The organism is Pseudomonas sp. FG47 (assembly GCF_057809115.1).
In genome coordinates, this window is record NZ_JBMDJI010000028.1 from 1 (window position 1) to 15,623 (window position 15,623).

Consider the following 15,623-nt stretch of genomic DNA (forward strand, 5'->3'; position numbering starts at 1 on the left):
ATCCTTCAAAAAGGGACCCGCCGTAAGGGCGGAAAGGTGACTATGCGTCGACATCGCCAATGAATGCGCATACAACTCGCAAAACAACCAACAACCTCAACTATCCCGCCGCAAATCCTCAGGAATCGGCAAATCCTTGTTCAACGGATCAGGCGCCTTACCCCTCCCCGCCCGATACTGCCGAATCTGGAACACATAAGCCAACACCTGCGCCACCGCCAGGTAAAGCCCCGCCGGAATCTCCTGCTCAAGCTCGGTGGAATAGTAGATCGCCCGCGCCAGGGCAGGCGACTCGAGAATCTGCACCTTGTGCTCCACCCCGATCTCGCGAATCTTCAAAGCCATGAAATCCGTGCCCTTGGCCAGCAGCAACGGCGCCGAACCACCCTTCTCGGGGTCGTACTGCAAGGCCACCGCATAGTGGGTCGGGTTGGTGATGATCACGTCCGCATCCGGCACCGCCGCCATCATCCGCCGCTGCGACATCTCACGCTGCAACTGCCGGATCCGCTGCTTGACCTCAGGCTTGCCCTCGCTGTCCTTGTATTCGTCCTTCACTTCCTGCTTGGTCATCTTCATTTTCTTGTTCGTCTGGAACAGCTGGTACGGCACGTCGATCGCCGCGATCAGCAACAACCCAGCCGCCATCCACAAGGCACTCCAACCCACCACCTGGACAGCATGGATGATCGCCTGCTCCATGGGCTCGTTGGCGATTGCCAGCAACGCCTCGCGGTCGCTGGCCAGTACCAGCAACGCCACCATCAAGATCATGATGAACTTGGCCACCGCCTTGAGCAGCTCGGTCAGCGCATTCATCGAGAACATCCGCTTGATCCCCGACAGCGGGTTCATGCGACTGAACTTCGGCTGCAGCAGACTCCCGGAGAACAGGAAGCCGCCCAAGGCAATGGGCGCGACGAAAGAGATGACGAACAACAGGATCAGGATCGGCTGCACCGACCAGATCGCCATCTTGCCCGAGGCCAGCAGGAACGCCCCCATGCTCCGCTCATCGACGATCACCTCGCGGGTCAGGCTGAAATTCATGCGCATCAACGTCATCAGCGTCTCGGCCAGGTAGCCGCCGAAGGCCAATAGCCCACCCGCCCCCGCCAAGGTCACCGCGACGGTATTGAGCTCCTTGGACCGGGCAACCTCACCTTTCTCGCGCGAGTCGCGCTTGCGCTTCTCGGTGGGTTCCTCTGTCTTGTCCTGACCGCTCTCGCTTTCTGCCATGCTCAGCGCGCCCGTGCCAGTTCACGCAGCCACTGCAGCGCTTCGCTGGCCAGTGCCTGGTAGTGGGAAAGGATATCGGCCAGGCCAACCCAGAAAATGCCCATGCCCAGCACCAGGGTCAGCGGGAAGCCAATGGAGAAGATGTTCAACTGCGGCGCGGCCCGGGTCATCACGCCGAAGGCGATGTTGACCACCAGCAGCGCGGCGATGGCCGGCAGGATCAGCAGCAACGCCGCCCCCAGCACCCAGCTCAGGCGCCCGGCCATTTCCCAGAAGTGACCCACCACCAAGGCATTGCCCACCGGCAAGGTGGTGAAGCTCTCGGTCAACACCTCGAACACCACCAGGTGGCCGTTCATCAGCAAAAACAGCACGCTGACCAACATGGTCATGAACTGGCTGATTACCGTGACGTTGACACCATTGGCCGGGTCGACCATGGAGGCGAACGCCATGCCCATCTGCACGGCGATGATCTGTCCGGCGATGACGAACGCCTGGAACAGCAACTGGAGGGAGAAACCGAACAACGCACCAACGATGACCTGCTCGGCGCACAGCAACATGCCGCGCAGGCTCAGCGGGTCGACTTCAGGCAACGGCGGCAGGCCCGGCACGATCACCACGGTGATCGCCACGGCGGCATACAGGCGCACCCGCGCCGGCAACATCTTGGTGCCGAAGATCGGCATGGTCATCAACACCGCCATCACCCGGAACAACGGCAGGATGAAGGTGGCGACCCAGGTACCGATCTGTGTGTCGGTCAGCTCCAGCATGGCGGCATCAACCGATCAGCTGCGGAATGCTGGTGTACAGGCCGATGAAGTACTCCATGAACTTCTGCACCAGCCAGGGCCCGGCGACGATCAGGGTGATCAGCATCACCAGCAGGCGCGGCAGGAAGCTCAGGGTCTGTTCGTTGATCTGCGTGGCCGCCTGGAACATCGCCACCACCAGGCCGATAAGCAGGCTCGGCACAACCAGCACGGCCACCATCAAGGTAGTCAGCCACAAGGCGTCGCGGAACAGGTCGACGGCGACTTCAGGTGTCATGCGAAGCTCTCCTTGACGGCGTCAGACACCGCCGAAACTGCCGGCCAGGGTACCCATGATCAGCGCCCAGCCATCGACCAGGACGAACAGCATGATCTTGAACGGCAACGAGATGATCAACGGCGACAGCATCATCATACCCATGGCCATCAGCACACTGGCGACCACCATGTCGATGATCAGGAACGGGATGAAGATCATGAAGCCGATCTGGAACGCGGTCTTGAGCTCCGAAGTGACGAACGCTGGCACCAGGATGGTCAGCGGCACCTGCTCGGGTCCGGCGATGTCGGTGCGCTTGGACAGGCGCATGAACATGTCCAGGTCGCTTTGCCGGGTCTGCGTCAGCATGAACTCCTTCAGCGGTCCCTGGGCCTTGTCGATGGCCTGCTGGGCGGTCATCTGCTCAGCCAGGTATGGCTGCAGCGCGTCCTTGTTCACCCGCTCGAACACCGGCGCCATGATGAACATGGTCAGGAACAGCGCCATGCCAGTGAGCACCTGGTTCGACGGCGTCTGCTGCAAGCCCAGGGCCTGACGCAGGATGGAGAAGACGATGATGATGCGGGTGAAGCTGGTCATCAGGATGACGAACGCCGGAATGAAGCTCAGCGCCGTCATGATCAGCAAGATCTGCAGGCTGACCGAATATTCCTGCTGCCCGTCCGCGCCATTGGACAAGGTGATGGCCGGAATCGACAGCGGGTCGGCGGCCAGGGCCAATGGCGCAGCCAGCAGCAGCGCCAGGGTCAACAACACGCGCAGTGCGCCGCTCATCACTTCTTGTCCTTCTGGTCCTTGCCCATCAGCTCGAGCAGCCGCTGGGCGAATTCCGGCGCGGCCTGGCGGGCGCCGGCGGGCACGTCGACAGGCTCGGCCAGCACATGCAAGGCCTCGATACTACCTGGGGTGTGGCCGATGAGGATCTGCTCCTTGCCCACCTGCACCAGCAGCAAGCGATCACGCGGGCCAATGGCGCGGCTGCCGACGATCTCGATCACCTGGGCGCCACGCTGCACCGAGCCTTGCATGCGTCGCAGCAGCCAGGCCAGGAAGAAGATCAGGCCGACCACCAGCAACAGGCCGAAGACCATCTGTGCCAGTTGCCCGCCCAGCCCGCCAGGCGCGGGCGCCGCGGTCGGCACGGCAGCGACTTCGGCGGCGATCACCACCTCGCTGGACAGCAGCGTAACCAGGGCCGTGAAGGCCCGCACCATGCCCTTCACTCAGCGCAGCTTCTTGATACGTTCGCTGGGGCTGATCACGTCGGTCAGGCGAATGCCGAACTTCTCGTTGACCACCACCACTTCGCCGTGGGCGATCAAGGTTCCGTTGACCAGCACGTCCAGCGGCTCGCCGGCCAGGCGATCGAGCTCGATCACCGACCCCTGGTTGAGCTGCAGCAGGTTGCGGATGCTGATCTCGGTGCTGCCCACTTCCATGGAGATGCTCACCGGGATGTCCAGGATCACGTCCAGGTTCGGGCCTTCGAGGCTGACGTTCTCGTTGGGCTTGGGCGAGCTGGCGAACTCTTCCATCGGCAGGCGGCCGGTACCCGAGGCGTCGGCAGCCAGCAGCGCGTCGATGTCGGACTGACCGGCATCACCGGTCTCTTCCAGGGCCGCGGCCCACTCATCGGCCAGGGCCTGTTCCTCGGGAGAAGTGATCTCGTTTTCGTTAGCCATGATTTCCTCGACAGGCATTCAATACGTTAGAGCGACCGGCACGCCGTCAGCGGCGTTCGATCGGGTCGATGATCTGCAGCGACAAGGTGCCCTTGTGCGAACCCAGCCGCGCCTTGAACGACGGCACGCCATTGGCGCGCAGCACCAGGTGCTCGGGGAGCTCCACCGGGATCACGTCGCCCGGCTGCATGTGCAGGATGTCACGCAGCTTGAGCTGGCGCCGGGCAACCGTGGCCGAGACCGGCACGTTGACGTCCAGCACGTCCTCGCGCAGGGCCTTGACCCAACGCTCATCCTGGTCGTCCAGATCGGACTGGAAGCCCGCGTCGAGCATTTCGCGCACCGGCTCGATCATCGAGTAGGGCATGGTCACGTGCAGGTCGCCGCCGCCGCCGTCCAGCTCGATATGGAAGGTCGAAACCACCACCGCCTCGCTGGGCCCGACGATGTTGGCCATGGCCGGGTTGACCTCGGAGTTGATGTACTCGAAGTTGACCGGCATGATCGCCTGCCAGGCTTCCTTGAGGTCGACGAAGCACTGGTCCAGGACCATGCGCACCACGCGCAGCTCGGTCGGGGTGAACTCACGGCCCTCGATCTTGGCATGACGCCCGTCGCCACCGAAGAAGTTATCCACCAGCTTGAACACCAGCTTGGCATCGAGGATGAACAGCGACGTGCCGCGCAGCGGCTTGATCTTGACCAGGTTCAGGCTGGTCGGCACATACAGCGAATGCACGTACTCGCCGAACTTCATCACCTGCACGCCGCCCACCGCCACGTCGGCGGAGCGCCGCAGCAGGTTGAACATGCTGATGCGCGTATAACGGGCGAACCGCTCGTTGATCATTTCCAGGGTCGGCATGCGCCCCCGGACGATACGATCCTGACTGGTCAGGTCGTAGCTCTTGATGCTGCCGGGTTCGGCGGCACTTTCGGTTTGTACCAGCCCATCGTCCACCCCATGCAACAGGGCGTCGATCTCATCCTGGGACAGCAGGTCCTGCACGGCCATCTATGTGCTCCTACTGCAATACGAAATTGGTGAACAGCAGCTGGTCGACGACCGGCCTGCCGACTTCTTTCTGTGCCACTTCCTGCACCACCGCGGTGGCTTTCTGACGCAGCATCTCTTGGCCGACCGGGCTGCTGGCGAGAGTATCGAAGCCCTGGCCGGAGAACATCATCACCAGGTTGTTGCGGATCACCGGCATGTGCACTTTCAGCGCGTCGAGGTCAGCCTGGCTGCGCCCCTGCATGGTGATGCTCACCTGCATGTAGCGCTGACGGCCATTCTGGTTGAAGTTGACCACGAAGGCCGGTGCCAGGGGCTCGTAGATCGCCGCCGCCTTGACGTTGCTCTGGGCCGCATCTGCCGCGGGCGCCGACTCGCTCTTATGCATGAAGAACCAGGTTGCGCCCACCGACAGACCGACCGCCAGGAGCAGGGCCAGCACCAGCAGCAGGATCAGCTTGAGTTTGCCTTTAGTGGCGGGGTCTTTCACTGCGTCGCTCTTCGCCATGCCAATAATCCGTCGTCCATCGCGGTTTCAAAGAAGGATGACGTGGCTTGAGCAAGTGTTATGCCAGATTTGTCAGAAGCTTACTGCGCGCCCCTGCAGGAGCGGCCTTGTGTCGCGCAAGGCCGCTCCTGCAGGGGCGTGGGCACAAAGCCGTGGAACATCAGGCGTAGTAGTCGACCGCGCTGTCGCCCACCACCATCTGTTGCTCTACCGGGCCCGCAGCACCGGCCACTTCGCCGCCCTCGGCGCCCGCCTCGGCACGCCGCGCGGCGACGCCCGACAGGTTGCTCGAACCACCCTGTTGCGCCTGCTGTTGCTGCTGGCCGCGAGACTGGTCGGCGACGCTGACATCCGGCTGGGCCAGCCCCTGCTGGGTGAATAACTCGCGCAGACGATGCACCTGGCTGTCGAGCGCATCACGCACACCGGCGTGACCGCTGACGAAATGAATCTGCGTCGACTGGTCCGCCGCGACATTGACGCGAATGTCCAGGCGCCCCAGCTCAGCAGGCTCAAGCTGGATGTCCGCCGACTTGAGATTCTGGCTGGACAGGTACATCACCCGGTTGACCAGACCCTCGGTCCAGGCCCCCTGGTTCATCGCCAACGGCTGCTGCAGCGGGCTCGGGTTGACCGGCGCGGCGTTGGCGACCTTGGCGGTCACCGCCTGGCTGAGGTTGGCCAGGCGATTGGCGAAGTCATCGACCCGCGTATCGCTGCTGGCTCCCTTGATATCCTTGAGACCGTCGTCGAGCAGGCCGGCGAACGCCTTGTCGCCGTGCTCGGCATGCCCCGCCTCTGCTTCGCCCTTGCCAGCGAGATTCGCCAAGGTATTGACGGCAACGTTGGTCGGGTCGGCGGGTTGCTGACTAGGCTCACTACGCGGGCTTACCGCATGGGCCGAGGTCGTGCCCTTGGCCTGGGCGTCCTGTTCGAGCGCCAGGCGCAGGGTCGGCATGTCGGCCAGCGGGTCGGCATCAGGGTCGAACGCGGTCTTCGCCGCCTCATCCACCGCACCGAGCGCTACCGGCGCAGGTGCCGGCTGCAGCGGTGACTGCACCGCCGCCTGTAATACCGGCGCCACCGCCTCGGCCTGGGCCTGGAGCAACTGCGCCCCCGGCTGGGCATCGGTTACCTGCCCGGCCACCAGGCTGGCGTCGAGCGGCGCGGTTGCTTCGCCGTCGTCGCTGTCGCTGTCGCTGGCGGGTAGCGGCTTGATAGTGGATGGCAAGCGCTTGCCGTCATCGGCAACCGTCGGCGCACTGCTGCCGCCCGGCTTGCCGTCGGCGGCAGGCTCCGCCGCGTCACGTTTCTTGCCTGGCGCGGCCTTGTCGTCACGCCCCGGCACACTGTCACGCCCCTGATTGGCCATGACCTTGTCGAAGCCGGCCCCCTGCTCGGGCGCCGCCTGCTGCGGCTTGTCCGCAGCGCCGACAGCCGGGCGAGGGGCCTTGCTCAGCAGGCCGGCTTGCAACAATGGATTGGGTGCGACAGGCATTGAAAGGTCTCCGCGCCAGAAACTGAAAAATCACATCTGGAGGAGGGAAAGCAAGACTCGCGCCAAGTTTTCGCTATTGCGCGGAAATTCGTTGTCGCTCGTCACGATAGAAGCGCTGCACCTCAAGGTATTCCTTATCGATGCGATTGATCAGGTCCTCGATGCCGTACAGTGGCTGCTGGCGCACACGATCCTCGAGCTGCTGGCACAGAGCAGCCAACCCCATGGCACCCATATTGCTGCTGCTACCTTTGAAACTGTGTGCCGCCATCCCGAGCTCACTCGCATCCTTGGCCTCATGCAACTGGCTCAGACGCCGCTCGGAATCCTCCAGAAAGGTTTCCAGCAACTGCGGGTAGCCATCTTCCATGACCTCCTGAAGGTCACTCAGCACCTTGTGATCGATATTCACGTCCACTTGCTCACTCCCTGATCAAGCCTGATTACACCGGAGCCCGCACCCATTCACCATTCAAATTCCACCTGCGCCACCCGCCCACCCTCCAACCAGCGGGCCTGGCTCCCCAGGCGTCGCACCAGGCTCAGCCCTCGACCGCTGAAACCGCGGTCAGCCGGACTATCGGCCAGCACCTGCGCCACATCGAATCCGCTGCCACTGTCCCGGACTTCAATCATCAGACGCCCTCCGTCCCCCTGCGGTTCCACCCGCAAGTCAATGCTGACGAAGCCTGCGAGCGGCCCCGCCAAGCGCTCGGCGCGCTGGCGATAGTACTCCGCGAACCCCTGCGCGTCTCGCTTGAGCCGTGAATTCAGCCCAAGCACACCGTGCTCGAGGGCATTGGAGTACAACTCGCTGAGCACATTGTGCAATCGGCCGCTGCTGGGCCGCAGGCCATGGATCTCTTGCAGCAGTTGCACCAGGTAAGGCACGGGGTTGAAACGCCGCAAACTCTCGCCACGCAACTCGAAACGCAGCGACCAGTCCAGCGGGCTGGAACGCCCGCTGTCGGAGTAGACCACCGCCGGCGCGACCACCTGCCCAGGCCCGAGCATGCGAATATCGCACAGGCTGATGTCATCGCGCGTCTGGCCGCCGAAACACGCCAACGCCTGCATGACCTCGTCGAACAGGCAGGCCGGCTCGCGATTGCTCGCCAACACCTCACGCAAGCGCTGAACGCCGAACAGCCGCTCCTGGGCATCCGCGCTATCGACCACGCCATCGGACAACAGGAACAACCGCTCGCCAGCCGCCAGCGGCATGACCTCGGTGCTGTCGTCGAACTGCTCGGCACTCAGGATGCCCAGCGGCAGATGCCGCGAAGGCAGCACCGCCAGCACCTCACCCGCGGCGGACAAGCGGTAGCCATCGGGCATGCCGCCATTCCAAACCTCGACCGTGGCGCGCTGGAAACTCAAGTTGAGCAACAGCGCGCAACAGAACATGTCCACGGGCAGGATGCGCTTGAGCTTGGCATTCATCTCGCGCAATGTCTCGACCAGGCCGTAGCCCTTGGCGGTCATGCCGTAGAACACCTCGGCCAGCGGCATGGCGCCCACCGCGGCAGGCAGGCCGTGGCCGGTGAAGTCGCCGAGCAGCACATGCATGTCGCCAGACGGCGTGAACGCAGCCAGCAGCAGGTCGCCATTGAACAGCGCATAAGGCGATTGCAGGTAGCGGATGTTCGAGGCATTCAGGCAACCGGCATGGGCGACCTTGTCGAACACCGCCTTGGCCACCCGCTGCTCGTTGAGCAGGTGATGGTGGTGCCGGGTAATCTGGTCGCGCTGCTCGAGCACCGTGGCCTGCAGCCGGCGCAAGCGGTCCATGGCGCGGATCTTGGCGTCGAGGATCACCGCGCTGTAGGGCTTGGCCATGAAGTCATCGCCCCCGGCCTCGAGACAACGCACCAGCGCCTGCTCCTCGTTGAGCGAGGTGAGAAAGATGATCGGCACCAGCGCCTCGCCGGCCAACGCCTTGATCCGCCGCGCCGCCTCGAAACCGTCCATCACCGGCATCAGGGCGTCCAACAACACCAGTTGCGGACGCCGCTCGGCAAACAGCGCAACCGCCTGCTCGCCGTTTTCCGCGGTGAGCACCTCATGGCCTTGACGGCGGACGATCTGCGCAAGCAACAGGCGATCAGCGGCACCGTCCTCGGCCACCAGCACGGTCAACGCCTGTTCGGCAGGCACGATGACACTCAACTGATGTCGAACAGTTTTTCGAAATTGGAAATGGCCAGGATCTTGCGCACATCCGGGCTGGCGTGGACCACGCGGATATCCGGCTCCTCGCCGCCGACATGGTCGCGCAGCAGCAACAACATCCCCAGCGCCGAGCTGTCGAGATAGGTCGCTTCCTTGAGGTCGACCACCACCGAGTCCGGGCGCGGGCGCTGGCGCTCGTAGGCGTCCCGGAACTCCTGATGCTTGCCGAAATCGAAACGACCCTTGACCTTGATCGTCAGTTTTTTCCCGTCCTGTGAGAAATCAGTTTCGACTGCCATACGAGCGATTCCTTCGATAATGGCGAATGCAACTCCTGAAGGTTTAGCAGCCAGCCAAGCACCCCGCAAGCCGTAGCAGCCAGCCTTGCTGGCGAACCGGGCAACACCGTGCCTGGCACCGGCTGCGCCGGTGTTCGCGGCTAAGTCCGCTCCCACAGGGATCGCGCCAGATCGAGAAATATCAGCAAGGCAGTTGCGCCGACAAAGGGCGCCGCTAGATATGCCCTTGGCGCGGCAAGCGCTGGGACAGTTCGTCGAGCAGTTTCTGCTCACGCTTGTCCTCGGCCCGGCGCGCCTCGTCCATATACCGCTGCACCAGCTTGCGCAACCCTTCGACCCGGGCATAGGTCTGCTGCCAGGTATTGCGCGCGTTATTGAGGTTGGTCTGATGCCAGGCCATGCTTTGACGCTGCTGGGTCATCGCTGTTTCCAGCTGCCCGAGGAAGCGCTGGTAGTTGACCAGCCAGTTACCGTCGACCCCTTGCGAGCCTCGGTTGATCCACTGCTGCTGGTAGGCCTCGCGAAAACTCTCGAGCTCGGCCAGCTTGGCCTGGGCATCACCGAGCAACTTCTGGAAATGCCCCAGGCGCTGGGCAGCCTTGCGCTCAGCCTCCTCGGCCATCTCCACCACCGGCGCCAGGCGCGCGGCTCGGCTGGGCTGGGCCATGGCCTATCAGCCCGCCGGCGGCGCGAACACCGCGGCCAGTTCTTCACGGCTCTGCGCCATGCCGACGTTTTCATCCAGGCGCTGACGCAGGAAGTCCACCAGCTTGGGCTGCAGGGCGATGGCCAGGTCGGTTTCCGGATCGCCACCCGCCACATAGGCACCGACGCTGATCAGGTCGCGGCTCTGCGACAGGCGCGACCACAACTGCTTGAACTTCTGCGCCTGGCGCAGATGGTCCGGATCGACCACCTGGGGCATGACCCGGCTGATCGAGGCCTCGATGTCGATGGCGGGGTAATGCCCTTCCTCGGCCAAGCGCCGAGACAGCACGAAGTGACCGTCGAGCACACCCCGCGCCGAGTCGGCGATCGGGTCCTGCTGATCGTCGCCTTCGGACAGCACCGTGTAGAAGGCCGTGATCGAACCGCCCCCCGGCTCGCCGTTGCCGGCACGCTCCACCAGCTTGGGCAGCTTGGCGAACACCGAAGGCGGGTAACCACGGGTGGCCGGCGGCTCGCCGATGGCCAGGGCAATCTCGCGCTGGGCCTGGGCGAAACGGGTCAGCGAATCCATCAGCAACAGGACATTTTTGCCCTTGTCGCGGAAATACTCGGCAATTCGCGTACAGTACATGGCCGCGCGCAACCGCATCAGCGGCGCGTCGTCCGCGGGCGAAGCCACCACCACCGAACGCTTGAGCCCCTCCTCGCCAAGGATGTGCTCGATGAACTCCTTGACCTCGCGGCCCCGTTCACCGATCAGCCCAACCACGATAATCTCAGCCTCGGTAAAGCGGGTCATCATGCCCAGCAGCACCGATTTACCGACACCGGTACCGGCGAACAGGCCCAGACGCTGGCCACGGCCAACGGTGAGCAGGCCGTTGATGCTGCGGATGCCCACGTCCAGCGGCTGGCTGATCGGGTCGCGATTGAGCGGGTTGATGATTGGCCCATCCATCGGCACCCAATCCTCGGCCTTCATGCCGCCCTTGCCGTCCAGCGCGCGCCCGGCGCCATCGAGCACCCGGCCAAGCATGCTCATGCCCATGGGCAGGCGACCGCTGTCGTCCAGCGGCACCACTCGCGCACCCGGCGCCAGGCCGACGATACTGCCGACCGGCATGAGGAACACCTTGCTACCGGCAAAGCCCATAACCTCGGCCTCGACCTGCACCGGATGGTAGCTGTCGTCGTTGATCACCAGGCAGCGGCTACCCACCGCCGCGCGCAAGCCTTCGGCCTCGAGGGTAAGGCCGACCATGCGCAGCAGGCGACCTTCGACGATCGGCTGCTCGGGCAGCTTCACCGCGTCGGCGTAGCCTTCCAGGCGCTTGCCGAAACTGGTGCGATCAAGGCGCATCGGCTTGATCCTGGGCGGCGTGAAGTTCGACCGAGATGTCCGGCGCCGCCGGGTGCAGCGCCTGGTCATGGGATTGGTCGAACAATTGCGCGATGGCCTTGTCGATCCGCGTTTCCATGGTCGCGTCGATGCGGCTATGGGCGGTTTCGATGCGACAGCCACCTGGCAGCAGCGCCTCGTCCTCGAGCAGCTTCCAGTTTTCCTCGTGACGCTCGCGCAGGGCCTTGGCCAGCTCGAAGTCCTGGGGGTTGAGGTGGATGCGGATATTGTCGGCACCCATCGGCAGCAGTTTCAGCGCTTCACGCAGGACATGGGTGATCTGGCTGGAGTCGCCGCGCAGCTCGCGGCCGATGACCTGGCGAGTCATGCCCGCCACCAGTTGCACCAGCGCCTTTTCGATCTGGGTGTCCTGTTCGGCGATCGGCTCGAGCAAGTGGCCCATGACCTGCTCGAGGCTGGCCAATTGGGCCGCCAAGGCCACTTCGGCCTCCTGGCGAACCTTCAGCTGGGTGCTGTGGAAGCCCTCCCGCTCACCGGTGGCGAAGCCTTCGTTGTAGGCCTCCTGGCGGATGGCCTCGAGCTCCTCGAGGGTCAGTGGCTGGACTTCATCCAGCGGCACCTCTTCGACTTCGTCCTCGATGACTTCCGGCTCGGGCTCAGGCTCAGGTTCTGGCTGCGGATCGAAGCTGGGCAACGCCCACACGTCGACGCCCTCGAGGTCGCGGGCGCGGATCAGGTCGCTGGGATGTTCGGTGGTGGACATGTTTTCAGGTACTCAAAAGCCATCTGCAAGCAACGCGCCCCCTGTAGGAGCGGCCTTGTGTCGCGAAAGGGCTGCAAAGCAGCCCCGGCAATTTTGCGGTGGCATCAAGATCGCGGGGCTGCTGCGCAGCCCTTTCGCGACACAAGGCCGCTCCCACAGCGTCACCAGTCGCAGGCTCAGATCATTTCCTCGGCGCCCTTGCCGCCAAGCACGATCTCGCCGGCCTCGGCCATGCGGCGGGCGATGGTGAGGATTTCCTTCTGCGCCGTTTCCACGTCGCTGACCCGCACCGGCCCCTTGGCCTCCAGGTCGTCGCGCAGCAGCTCGGACGCACGCTTGGACATGTTCTTGAAGATCTTGTCCTTGACCCGCTCGTCGGCACCCTTGAGCGACACCACCAGCACGTCCGAGGACACCTCGCGCAACAGTGCCTGGATACCACGGTCGTCGACATCGGCCAGGTTGTTGAAGACGAACATCAGGTCTTCGATCTGCTCCGACAGGTCGCTGTCGATCTCGCGGATCGCGTCCATCAGCGCACCTTCCACGGAGCTATCGAGGAAGTTCATGATGTCCGCGGCGCGCTTGATACCACCCAAGGTGGTACGCGCGGCGTTGGAGTTGCCCGAGAACTGCTTCTCGAGGATCTGGTTCAGTTCTTTGAGCGCCGCCGGCTGCACGGTGTTGAGCGACGACACGCGCAAGACGATGTCCAGGCGCACCTTGTGGTCGAAATTACTCAGCACCTCGCCGGCCTGGTCGGGGTCGAGATAGGCGACCACGATGGCCTGGATCTGCGGGTGCTCGTAGCGGATGACGTCGGCCACGGCGCGCGGCTCCATCCACTTGAGGCTGTCCAGGCCGCTGGTGTTGCCACCGAGCAGGATACGGTCGATCAGGCCGTTGGCCTTGTCCTCGCCCAACGCCTGGTTGAGCATCTTGCGGATGTAGCCGTCGGAGCCGACGCCCAGGCTGGTCTGGTCGCCGACGATCTCGACGAACTCGCTCATCACCTGTTCGACCTGCTCGCGATGGACGTTGCCCATCTGCGCCATGGCCACACCGACCCGCTGCACTTCCTTGGGCCCCATGTGGCGCAGCACCTGCGCGGCATCGGTCTCGCCGAGCGAGAGCAGGAGGATGGCCGCCTTGTCGACGCGGCTCAGCTTGGCGGTAATGGCTCGATTGTCACTCATCGGCGTTGATCCACTCTTTCACGACCTGGGCCACGCGGCCCGGGTCTTCGGCCACCAGGCCCTTGATTGCGTTGAGCTGTGCCTCGTAACCCTCGCTCGGGCTTGGCAACAGAATGCTTGTCGGGCCACCCAGGCTGACGCGGTCGTTGGCCAGTTCGCCATCCAGACCGATCATGCCGCCCAGCTCCATGTCGCTATCCGTGGCCGCCTGCTTGCCGCCACCTGTGATGTTGTTGAGCACCGGACGCAGCACGCCGAACACCAGTACCAGGATGAACAGCACGCCCAGCACCTGCTTGACGATGTCCCAGAACCACGGCTGCGAGTAGAACGGAATGTCGCCCAGCTCGTCGCCACGGTCGGCGGCGAACGGCACGTTGATCACGGTCACGCTGTCGCCGCGGCTGGCATCGAAGCCCACCGCGTCCTGCACCAGGCGGGTGAAGCGCGCCAGGTCCTCGGCGCCCCATGGGGTGCGGGTGGCTTCGCCGCTGGCGGCGTCCAGCTTGACCTGGTCGTCCACCACCACTGCCACCGACAGGCGGGTCAGGCGACCCTGCTGCTGGCGAGTGTGGCTGATGGAGCGGTCCAGCTCGAAGTTCTTGGTGCTTTGCTGGCGCTTGTCGCTCGGGTACGGAGCCAGCATTGGCTGGCCGGTGGCCGGGTCCATGATCTGCTGGCCGTTGGCATCCACCAGCGGCTGACCAGGCTGGATGGCGCCGGCCGGGGTGGCGGTGGCCTTGGCATTTTCGGGCGCGGAGGCGCCGGCCGGCGGCTGGTTGCTCAGCGCGCCCGGCACACCCTGCGGACCCTGGCTGCTGGCACGCTGTTCGTTGACCGACTGCTCGCTGCGCAGGGCCGGTTGGTCCGGATTGAACTGCTCGGAGGTGGACTCGACGGCGCTGAAGTCGACATCGGCCGACACCTCGGCCTTATAGCGGTCGTTGCCCAGCACCGGTTGCAGGATGTTGTGCACGCGCTGGGTGAGCAGGCCTTCCATGCGGCGGCTGTAGTCGAACTGCTTGCCGGCCATGGTCAGGGCGGTGTCCTGCAACTGGTCGGAGAGCAGATTGCCTTTCTGGTCGACCACGGTCACCTGGGACTTGTCCAGTTCCGGCACGCTGGTCGCCACCAGGTTGACGATGGCCATCACCTGGCCAGCCTCCAGGGCGCGACCCGGATACAGTTCGACCAGCACCGAGGCGCTGGGCTTGCGTTCGTCACGGACGAACACCGAGCTTTTCGGAATCGCCAGGTGCACGCGGGCGGCCTTGACATTGTTCAGGCTCGAAACGGTGCGTGCCAGCTCGCCTTCCAGGCCACGGCGGTAGCGGGTGGCTTCCATGAACTGGCTGGTACCCAGTCCCTGGTCCTTGTCGAGCAGCTCGAAGCCGACGTTGCCGTCGCTGGGGGCCACGCCGGCGGCGGCGAGTTTCAGGCGCGCACGGGAGAGGTCGTCGGCCTTGACCAGCAGCGCGCCGGAGTTGGGCTCCACGCGGTAGGGAATGTCGGCCGAGGCCAGGGTATCGATCACCTGCTTGGTGTCCATGCCCGCCAGGCTGCCGTACAGCGGCCGGTAGTCCGGCTGCTGCGACCAGAGCACCACGGCAAAGCCGATGGCCACGCTCGCGGCCAGGCCGACCAGCAGGCCAACCTGACGCAGCATGGGCATCTGCGAGATGTTTTCCAGGAACGCCATGCCGAACAGCGGCGGCTTGGCGACTGGCGGGCCACTTTTGGCGGGGGCGTTATCGACGACTGCTTCGGCCATGACTCACTCTCGCCCTTATACCGGCATCTGCATGATGTCCTGGTACGCCTGTACCAGCTTATTGCGCACCTGGGTCAGGGCCTGGAACGACACGGAGGCTTTCTGCGAGGCAATCATCACATCGGTCAGGTCGACACCGCTCTTGCCGATCTCGAAGGCATTGGCCAGTTGGGTGGACGCCTGCTGCGTCTCATGCACCTTGCCAATGGCCTGGCCGAGCATGTCGGCAAAACTGCTCTGCCCTGGCGCCAACTCGTGCGCGGCAGCCACCTTGGGCAGGGACATGGCATCGGCCTGCATGGCACGCATGTCCAACATCAGACGATTGAATTCAACACCTTGGGTCATGGACTTCTCTCTCCGGCGGCCGCATTTTTTTGACACTCATGCAG

At 64.1% G+C, this 15,623-nt stretch carries 18 protein-coding genes; all 18 read right to left on the reverse strand.

Annotated elements, in window-relative coordinates; all coding sequences use genetic code 11:
• Nucleotides 1-96 precede the first annotated feature (96 nt).
• A complete protein-coding gene (gene flhB / locus ACODS5_RS18590) occupies nucleotides 97-1,239 on the reverse strand; it encodes a flagellar biosynthesis protein FlhB (protein ID WP_134690814.1) in 1,143 nt (380 codons plus the stop codon).
• A 2-nt stretch (nucleotides 1,240-1,241) separates the two neighbouring features.
• Nucleotides 1,242-2,018: a flagellar biosynthetic protein FliR gene (gene fliR / locus ACODS5_RS18595; protein ID WP_134690816.1), complete on the reverse strand. Its 777-nt coding sequence runs from the start codon at nucleotides 2,016-2,018 to the stop codon at nucleotides 1,242-1,244.
• 7 nt (nucleotides 2,019-2,025) lie between these two features.
• Nucleotides 2,026-2,295, reverse strand: a complete 270-nt coding sequence (gene fliQ, locus ACODS5_RS18600; RefSeq protein WP_023630488.1) for a flagellar biosynthesis protein FliQ — start codon at nucleotides 2,293-2,295, stop codon at nucleotides 2,026-2,028.
• Nucleotides 2,296-2,316: 21 nt separating this feature from the next.
• Nucleotides 2,317-3,072: a flagellar type III secretion system pore protein FliP gene (gene fliP, locus ACODS5_RS18605; protein WP_217848996.1), complete on the reverse strand. Its 756-nt coding sequence runs from the start codon at nucleotides 3,070-3,072 to the stop codon at nucleotides 2,317-2,319.
• The gene (gene fliO / locus ACODS5_RS18610) at nucleotides 3,072-3,521 is read right to left on the reverse strand and encodes a flagellar biosynthetic protein FliO (protein WP_489109364.1); all 450 of its coding nucleotides are present in this window, start codon (nucleotides 3,519-3,521) and stop codon (nucleotides 3,072-3,074) included. The genes fliP and fliO overlap by 1 nt, the downstream gene beginning before the upstream one ends.
• Nucleotides 3,522-3,980, reverse strand: a complete 459-nt coding sequence (fliN, locus tag ACODS5_RS18615; protein ID WP_134690820.1) for a flagellar motor switch protein FliN — start codon at nucleotides 3,978-3,980, stop codon at nucleotides 3,522-3,524. It lies immediately after the preceding gene.
• Between the two features lie 46 nt (nucleotides 3,981-4,026).
• Nucleotides 4,027-4,995, reverse strand: a complete 969-nt coding sequence (gene fliM, locus ACODS5_RS18620; RefSeq protein WP_134690822.1) for a flagellar motor switch protein FliM — start codon at nucleotides 4,993-4,995, stop codon at nucleotides 4,027-4,029.
• Between the two features lie 10 nt (nucleotides 4,996-5,005).
• Nucleotides 5,006-5,503: a flagellar basal body-associated protein FliL gene (gene fliL / locus ACODS5_RS18625; protein ID WP_134690824.1), complete on the reverse strand. Its 498-nt coding sequence runs from the start codon at nucleotides 5,501-5,503 to the stop codon at nucleotides 5,006-5,008.
• A 160-nt stretch (nucleotides 5,504-5,663) separates the two neighbouring features.
• A complete protein-coding gene (locus ACODS5_RS18630) occupies nucleotides 5,664-7,001 on the reverse strand; it encodes a flagellar hook-length control protein FliK (protein WP_489109365.1) in 1,338 nt (445 codons plus the stop codon).
• Nucleotides 7,002-7,074: 73 nt separating this feature from the next.
• A complete protein-coding gene (locus ACODS5_RS18635) occupies nucleotides 7,075-7,371 on the reverse strand; it encodes an Hpt domain-containing protein (RefSeq protein ID WP_489109378.1) in 297 nt (98 codons plus the stop codon).
• A 95-nt stretch (nucleotides 7,372-7,466) separates the two neighbouring features.
• Nucleotides 7,467-9,158: an ATP-binding SpoIIE family protein phosphatase gene (locus tag ACODS5_RS18640; RefSeq protein ID WP_489109366.1), complete on the reverse strand. Its 1,692-nt coding sequence runs from the start codon at nucleotides 9,156-9,158 to the stop codon at nucleotides 7,467-7,469.
• A gap of 8 nt (nucleotides 9,159-9,166) precedes the next feature.
• A complete protein-coding gene (locus ACODS5_RS18645; RefSeq protein ID WP_023631003.1) occupies nucleotides 9,167-9,472 on the reverse strand; it encodes an STAS domain-containing protein in 306 nt (101 codons plus the stop codon).
• 214 nt (nucleotides 9,473-9,686) lie between these two features.
• Complete coding sequence (gene fliJ, locus ACODS5_RS18650; protein ID WP_104445087.1) at nucleotides 9,687-10,139, reverse strand: flagellar export protein FliJ; 453 nt, start codon at nucleotides 10,137-10,139, stop codon at nucleotides 9,687-9,689.
• Between the two features lie 6 nt (nucleotides 10,140-10,145).
• Nucleotides 10,146-11,501 (reverse strand): flagellar protein export ATPase FliI, encoded by a 1,356-nt coding sequence (fliI, locus tag ACODS5_RS18655; RefSeq protein WP_104445086.1) that lies wholly within the window; start codon nucleotides 11,499-11,501, stop codon nucleotides 10,146-10,148.
• Complete coding sequence (gene fliH / locus ACODS5_RS18660; protein ID WP_134690832.1) at nucleotides 11,491-12,264, reverse strand: flagellar assembly protein FliH; 774 nt, start codon at nucleotides 12,262-12,264, stop codon at nucleotides 11,491-11,493. The genes fliI and fliH overlap by 11 nt, the downstream gene beginning before the upstream one ends.
• A 176-nt stretch (nucleotides 12,265-12,440) precedes the next feature.
• On the reverse strand, nucleotides 12,441-13,460 hold the full coding sequence (gene fliG / locus ACODS5_RS18665; RefSeq protein WP_028692791.1) for a flagellar motor switch protein FliG: 1,020 nt from the start codon (nucleotides 13,458-13,460) through the stop codon (nucleotides 12,441-12,443).
• Entirely contained in the window at nucleotides 13,453-15,231 is a 1,779-nt protein-coding gene (fliF, locus tag ACODS5_RS18670) for a flagellar basal-body MS-ring/collar protein FliF (RefSeq protein ID WP_489109367.1), read from the reverse strand. The genes fliG and fliF overlap by 8 nt, the downstream gene beginning before the upstream one ends.
• Before the next feature lie 15 nt (nucleotides 15,232-15,246).
• A complete protein-coding gene (fliE, locus tag ACODS5_RS18675; RefSeq protein WP_489109368.1) occupies nucleotides 15,247-15,579 on the reverse strand; it encodes a flagellar hook-basal body complex protein FliE in 333 nt (110 codons plus the stop codon).
• Nucleotides 15,580-15,623: the final 44 nt, after the last annotated feature.

Bases quoted from the DNA above. Each gene is read 5' to 3' on its own strand.
- fliE (WP_489109368.1), bottom strand. From the start codon at position 15,579: ATGACCCAAGGTGTTGAATTCAATCGTCTGATGTTGGACATGCGTGCC.
- fliR (WP_134690816.1), bottom strand. From the start codon at position 2,018: ATGCTGGAGCTGACCGACACACAGATCGGTACCTGGGTCGCCACCTTC.
- fliH (WP_134690832.1), bottom strand. From the start codon at position 12,264: ATGTCCACCACCGAACATCCCAGCGACCTGATCCGCGCCCGCGACCTC.
- fliM (WP_134690822.1), bottom strand. From the start codon at position 4,995: ATGGCCGTGCAGGACCTGCTGTCCCAGGATGAGATCGACGCCCTGTTG.
- fliF (WP_489109367.1), bottom strand. From the start codon at position 15,231: ATGGCCGAAGCAGTCGTCGATAACGCCCCCGCCAAAAGTGGCCCGCCA.
- fliP (WP_217848996.1), bottom strand. From the start codon at position 3,072: ATGAGCGGCGCACTGCGCGTGTTGTTGACCCTGGCGCTGCTGCTGGCT.
- fliG (WP_028692791.1), bottom strand. From the start codon at position 13,460: ATGAGTGACAATCGAGCCATTACCGCCAAGCTGAGCCGCGTCGACAAG.
- ACODS5_RS18630 (WP_489109365.1), bottom strand. From the start codon at position 7,001: ATGCCTGTCGCACCCAATCCATTGTTGCAAGCCGGCCTGCTGAGCAAG.
- fliI (WP_104445086.1), bottom strand. From the start codon at position 11,501: ATGCGCCTTGATCGCACCAGTTTCGGCAAGCGCCTGGAAGGCTACGCC.
- ACODS5_RS18635 (WP_489109378.1), bottom strand. From the start codon at position 7,371: ATGGAAGATGGCTACCCGCAGTTGCTGGAAACCTTTCTGGAGGATTCC.
- fliL (WP_134690824.1), bottom strand. From the start codon at position 5,503: ATGGCGAAGAGCGACGCAGTGAAAGACCCCGCCACTAAAGGCAAACTC.
- ACODS5_RS18645 (WP_023631003.1), bottom strand. From the start codon at position 9,472: ATGGCAGTCGAAACTGATTTCTCACAGGACGGGAAAAAACTGACGATC.
- fliQ (WP_023630488.1), bottom strand. From the start codon at position 2,295: ATGACACCTGAAGTCGCCGTCGACCTGTTCCGCGACGCCTTGTGGCTG.
- flhB (WP_134690814.1), bottom strand. From the start codon at position 1,239: ATGGCAGAAAGCGAGAGCGGTCAGGACAAGACAGAGGAACCCACCGAG.
- fliN (WP_134690820.1), bottom strand. From the start codon at position 3,980: ATGGCTAACGAAAACGAGATCACTTCTCCCGAGGAACAGGCCCTGGCC.
- fliJ (WP_104445087.1), bottom strand. From the start codon at position 10,139: ATGGCCCAGCCCAGCCGAGCCGCGCGCCTGGCGCCGGTGGTGGAGATG.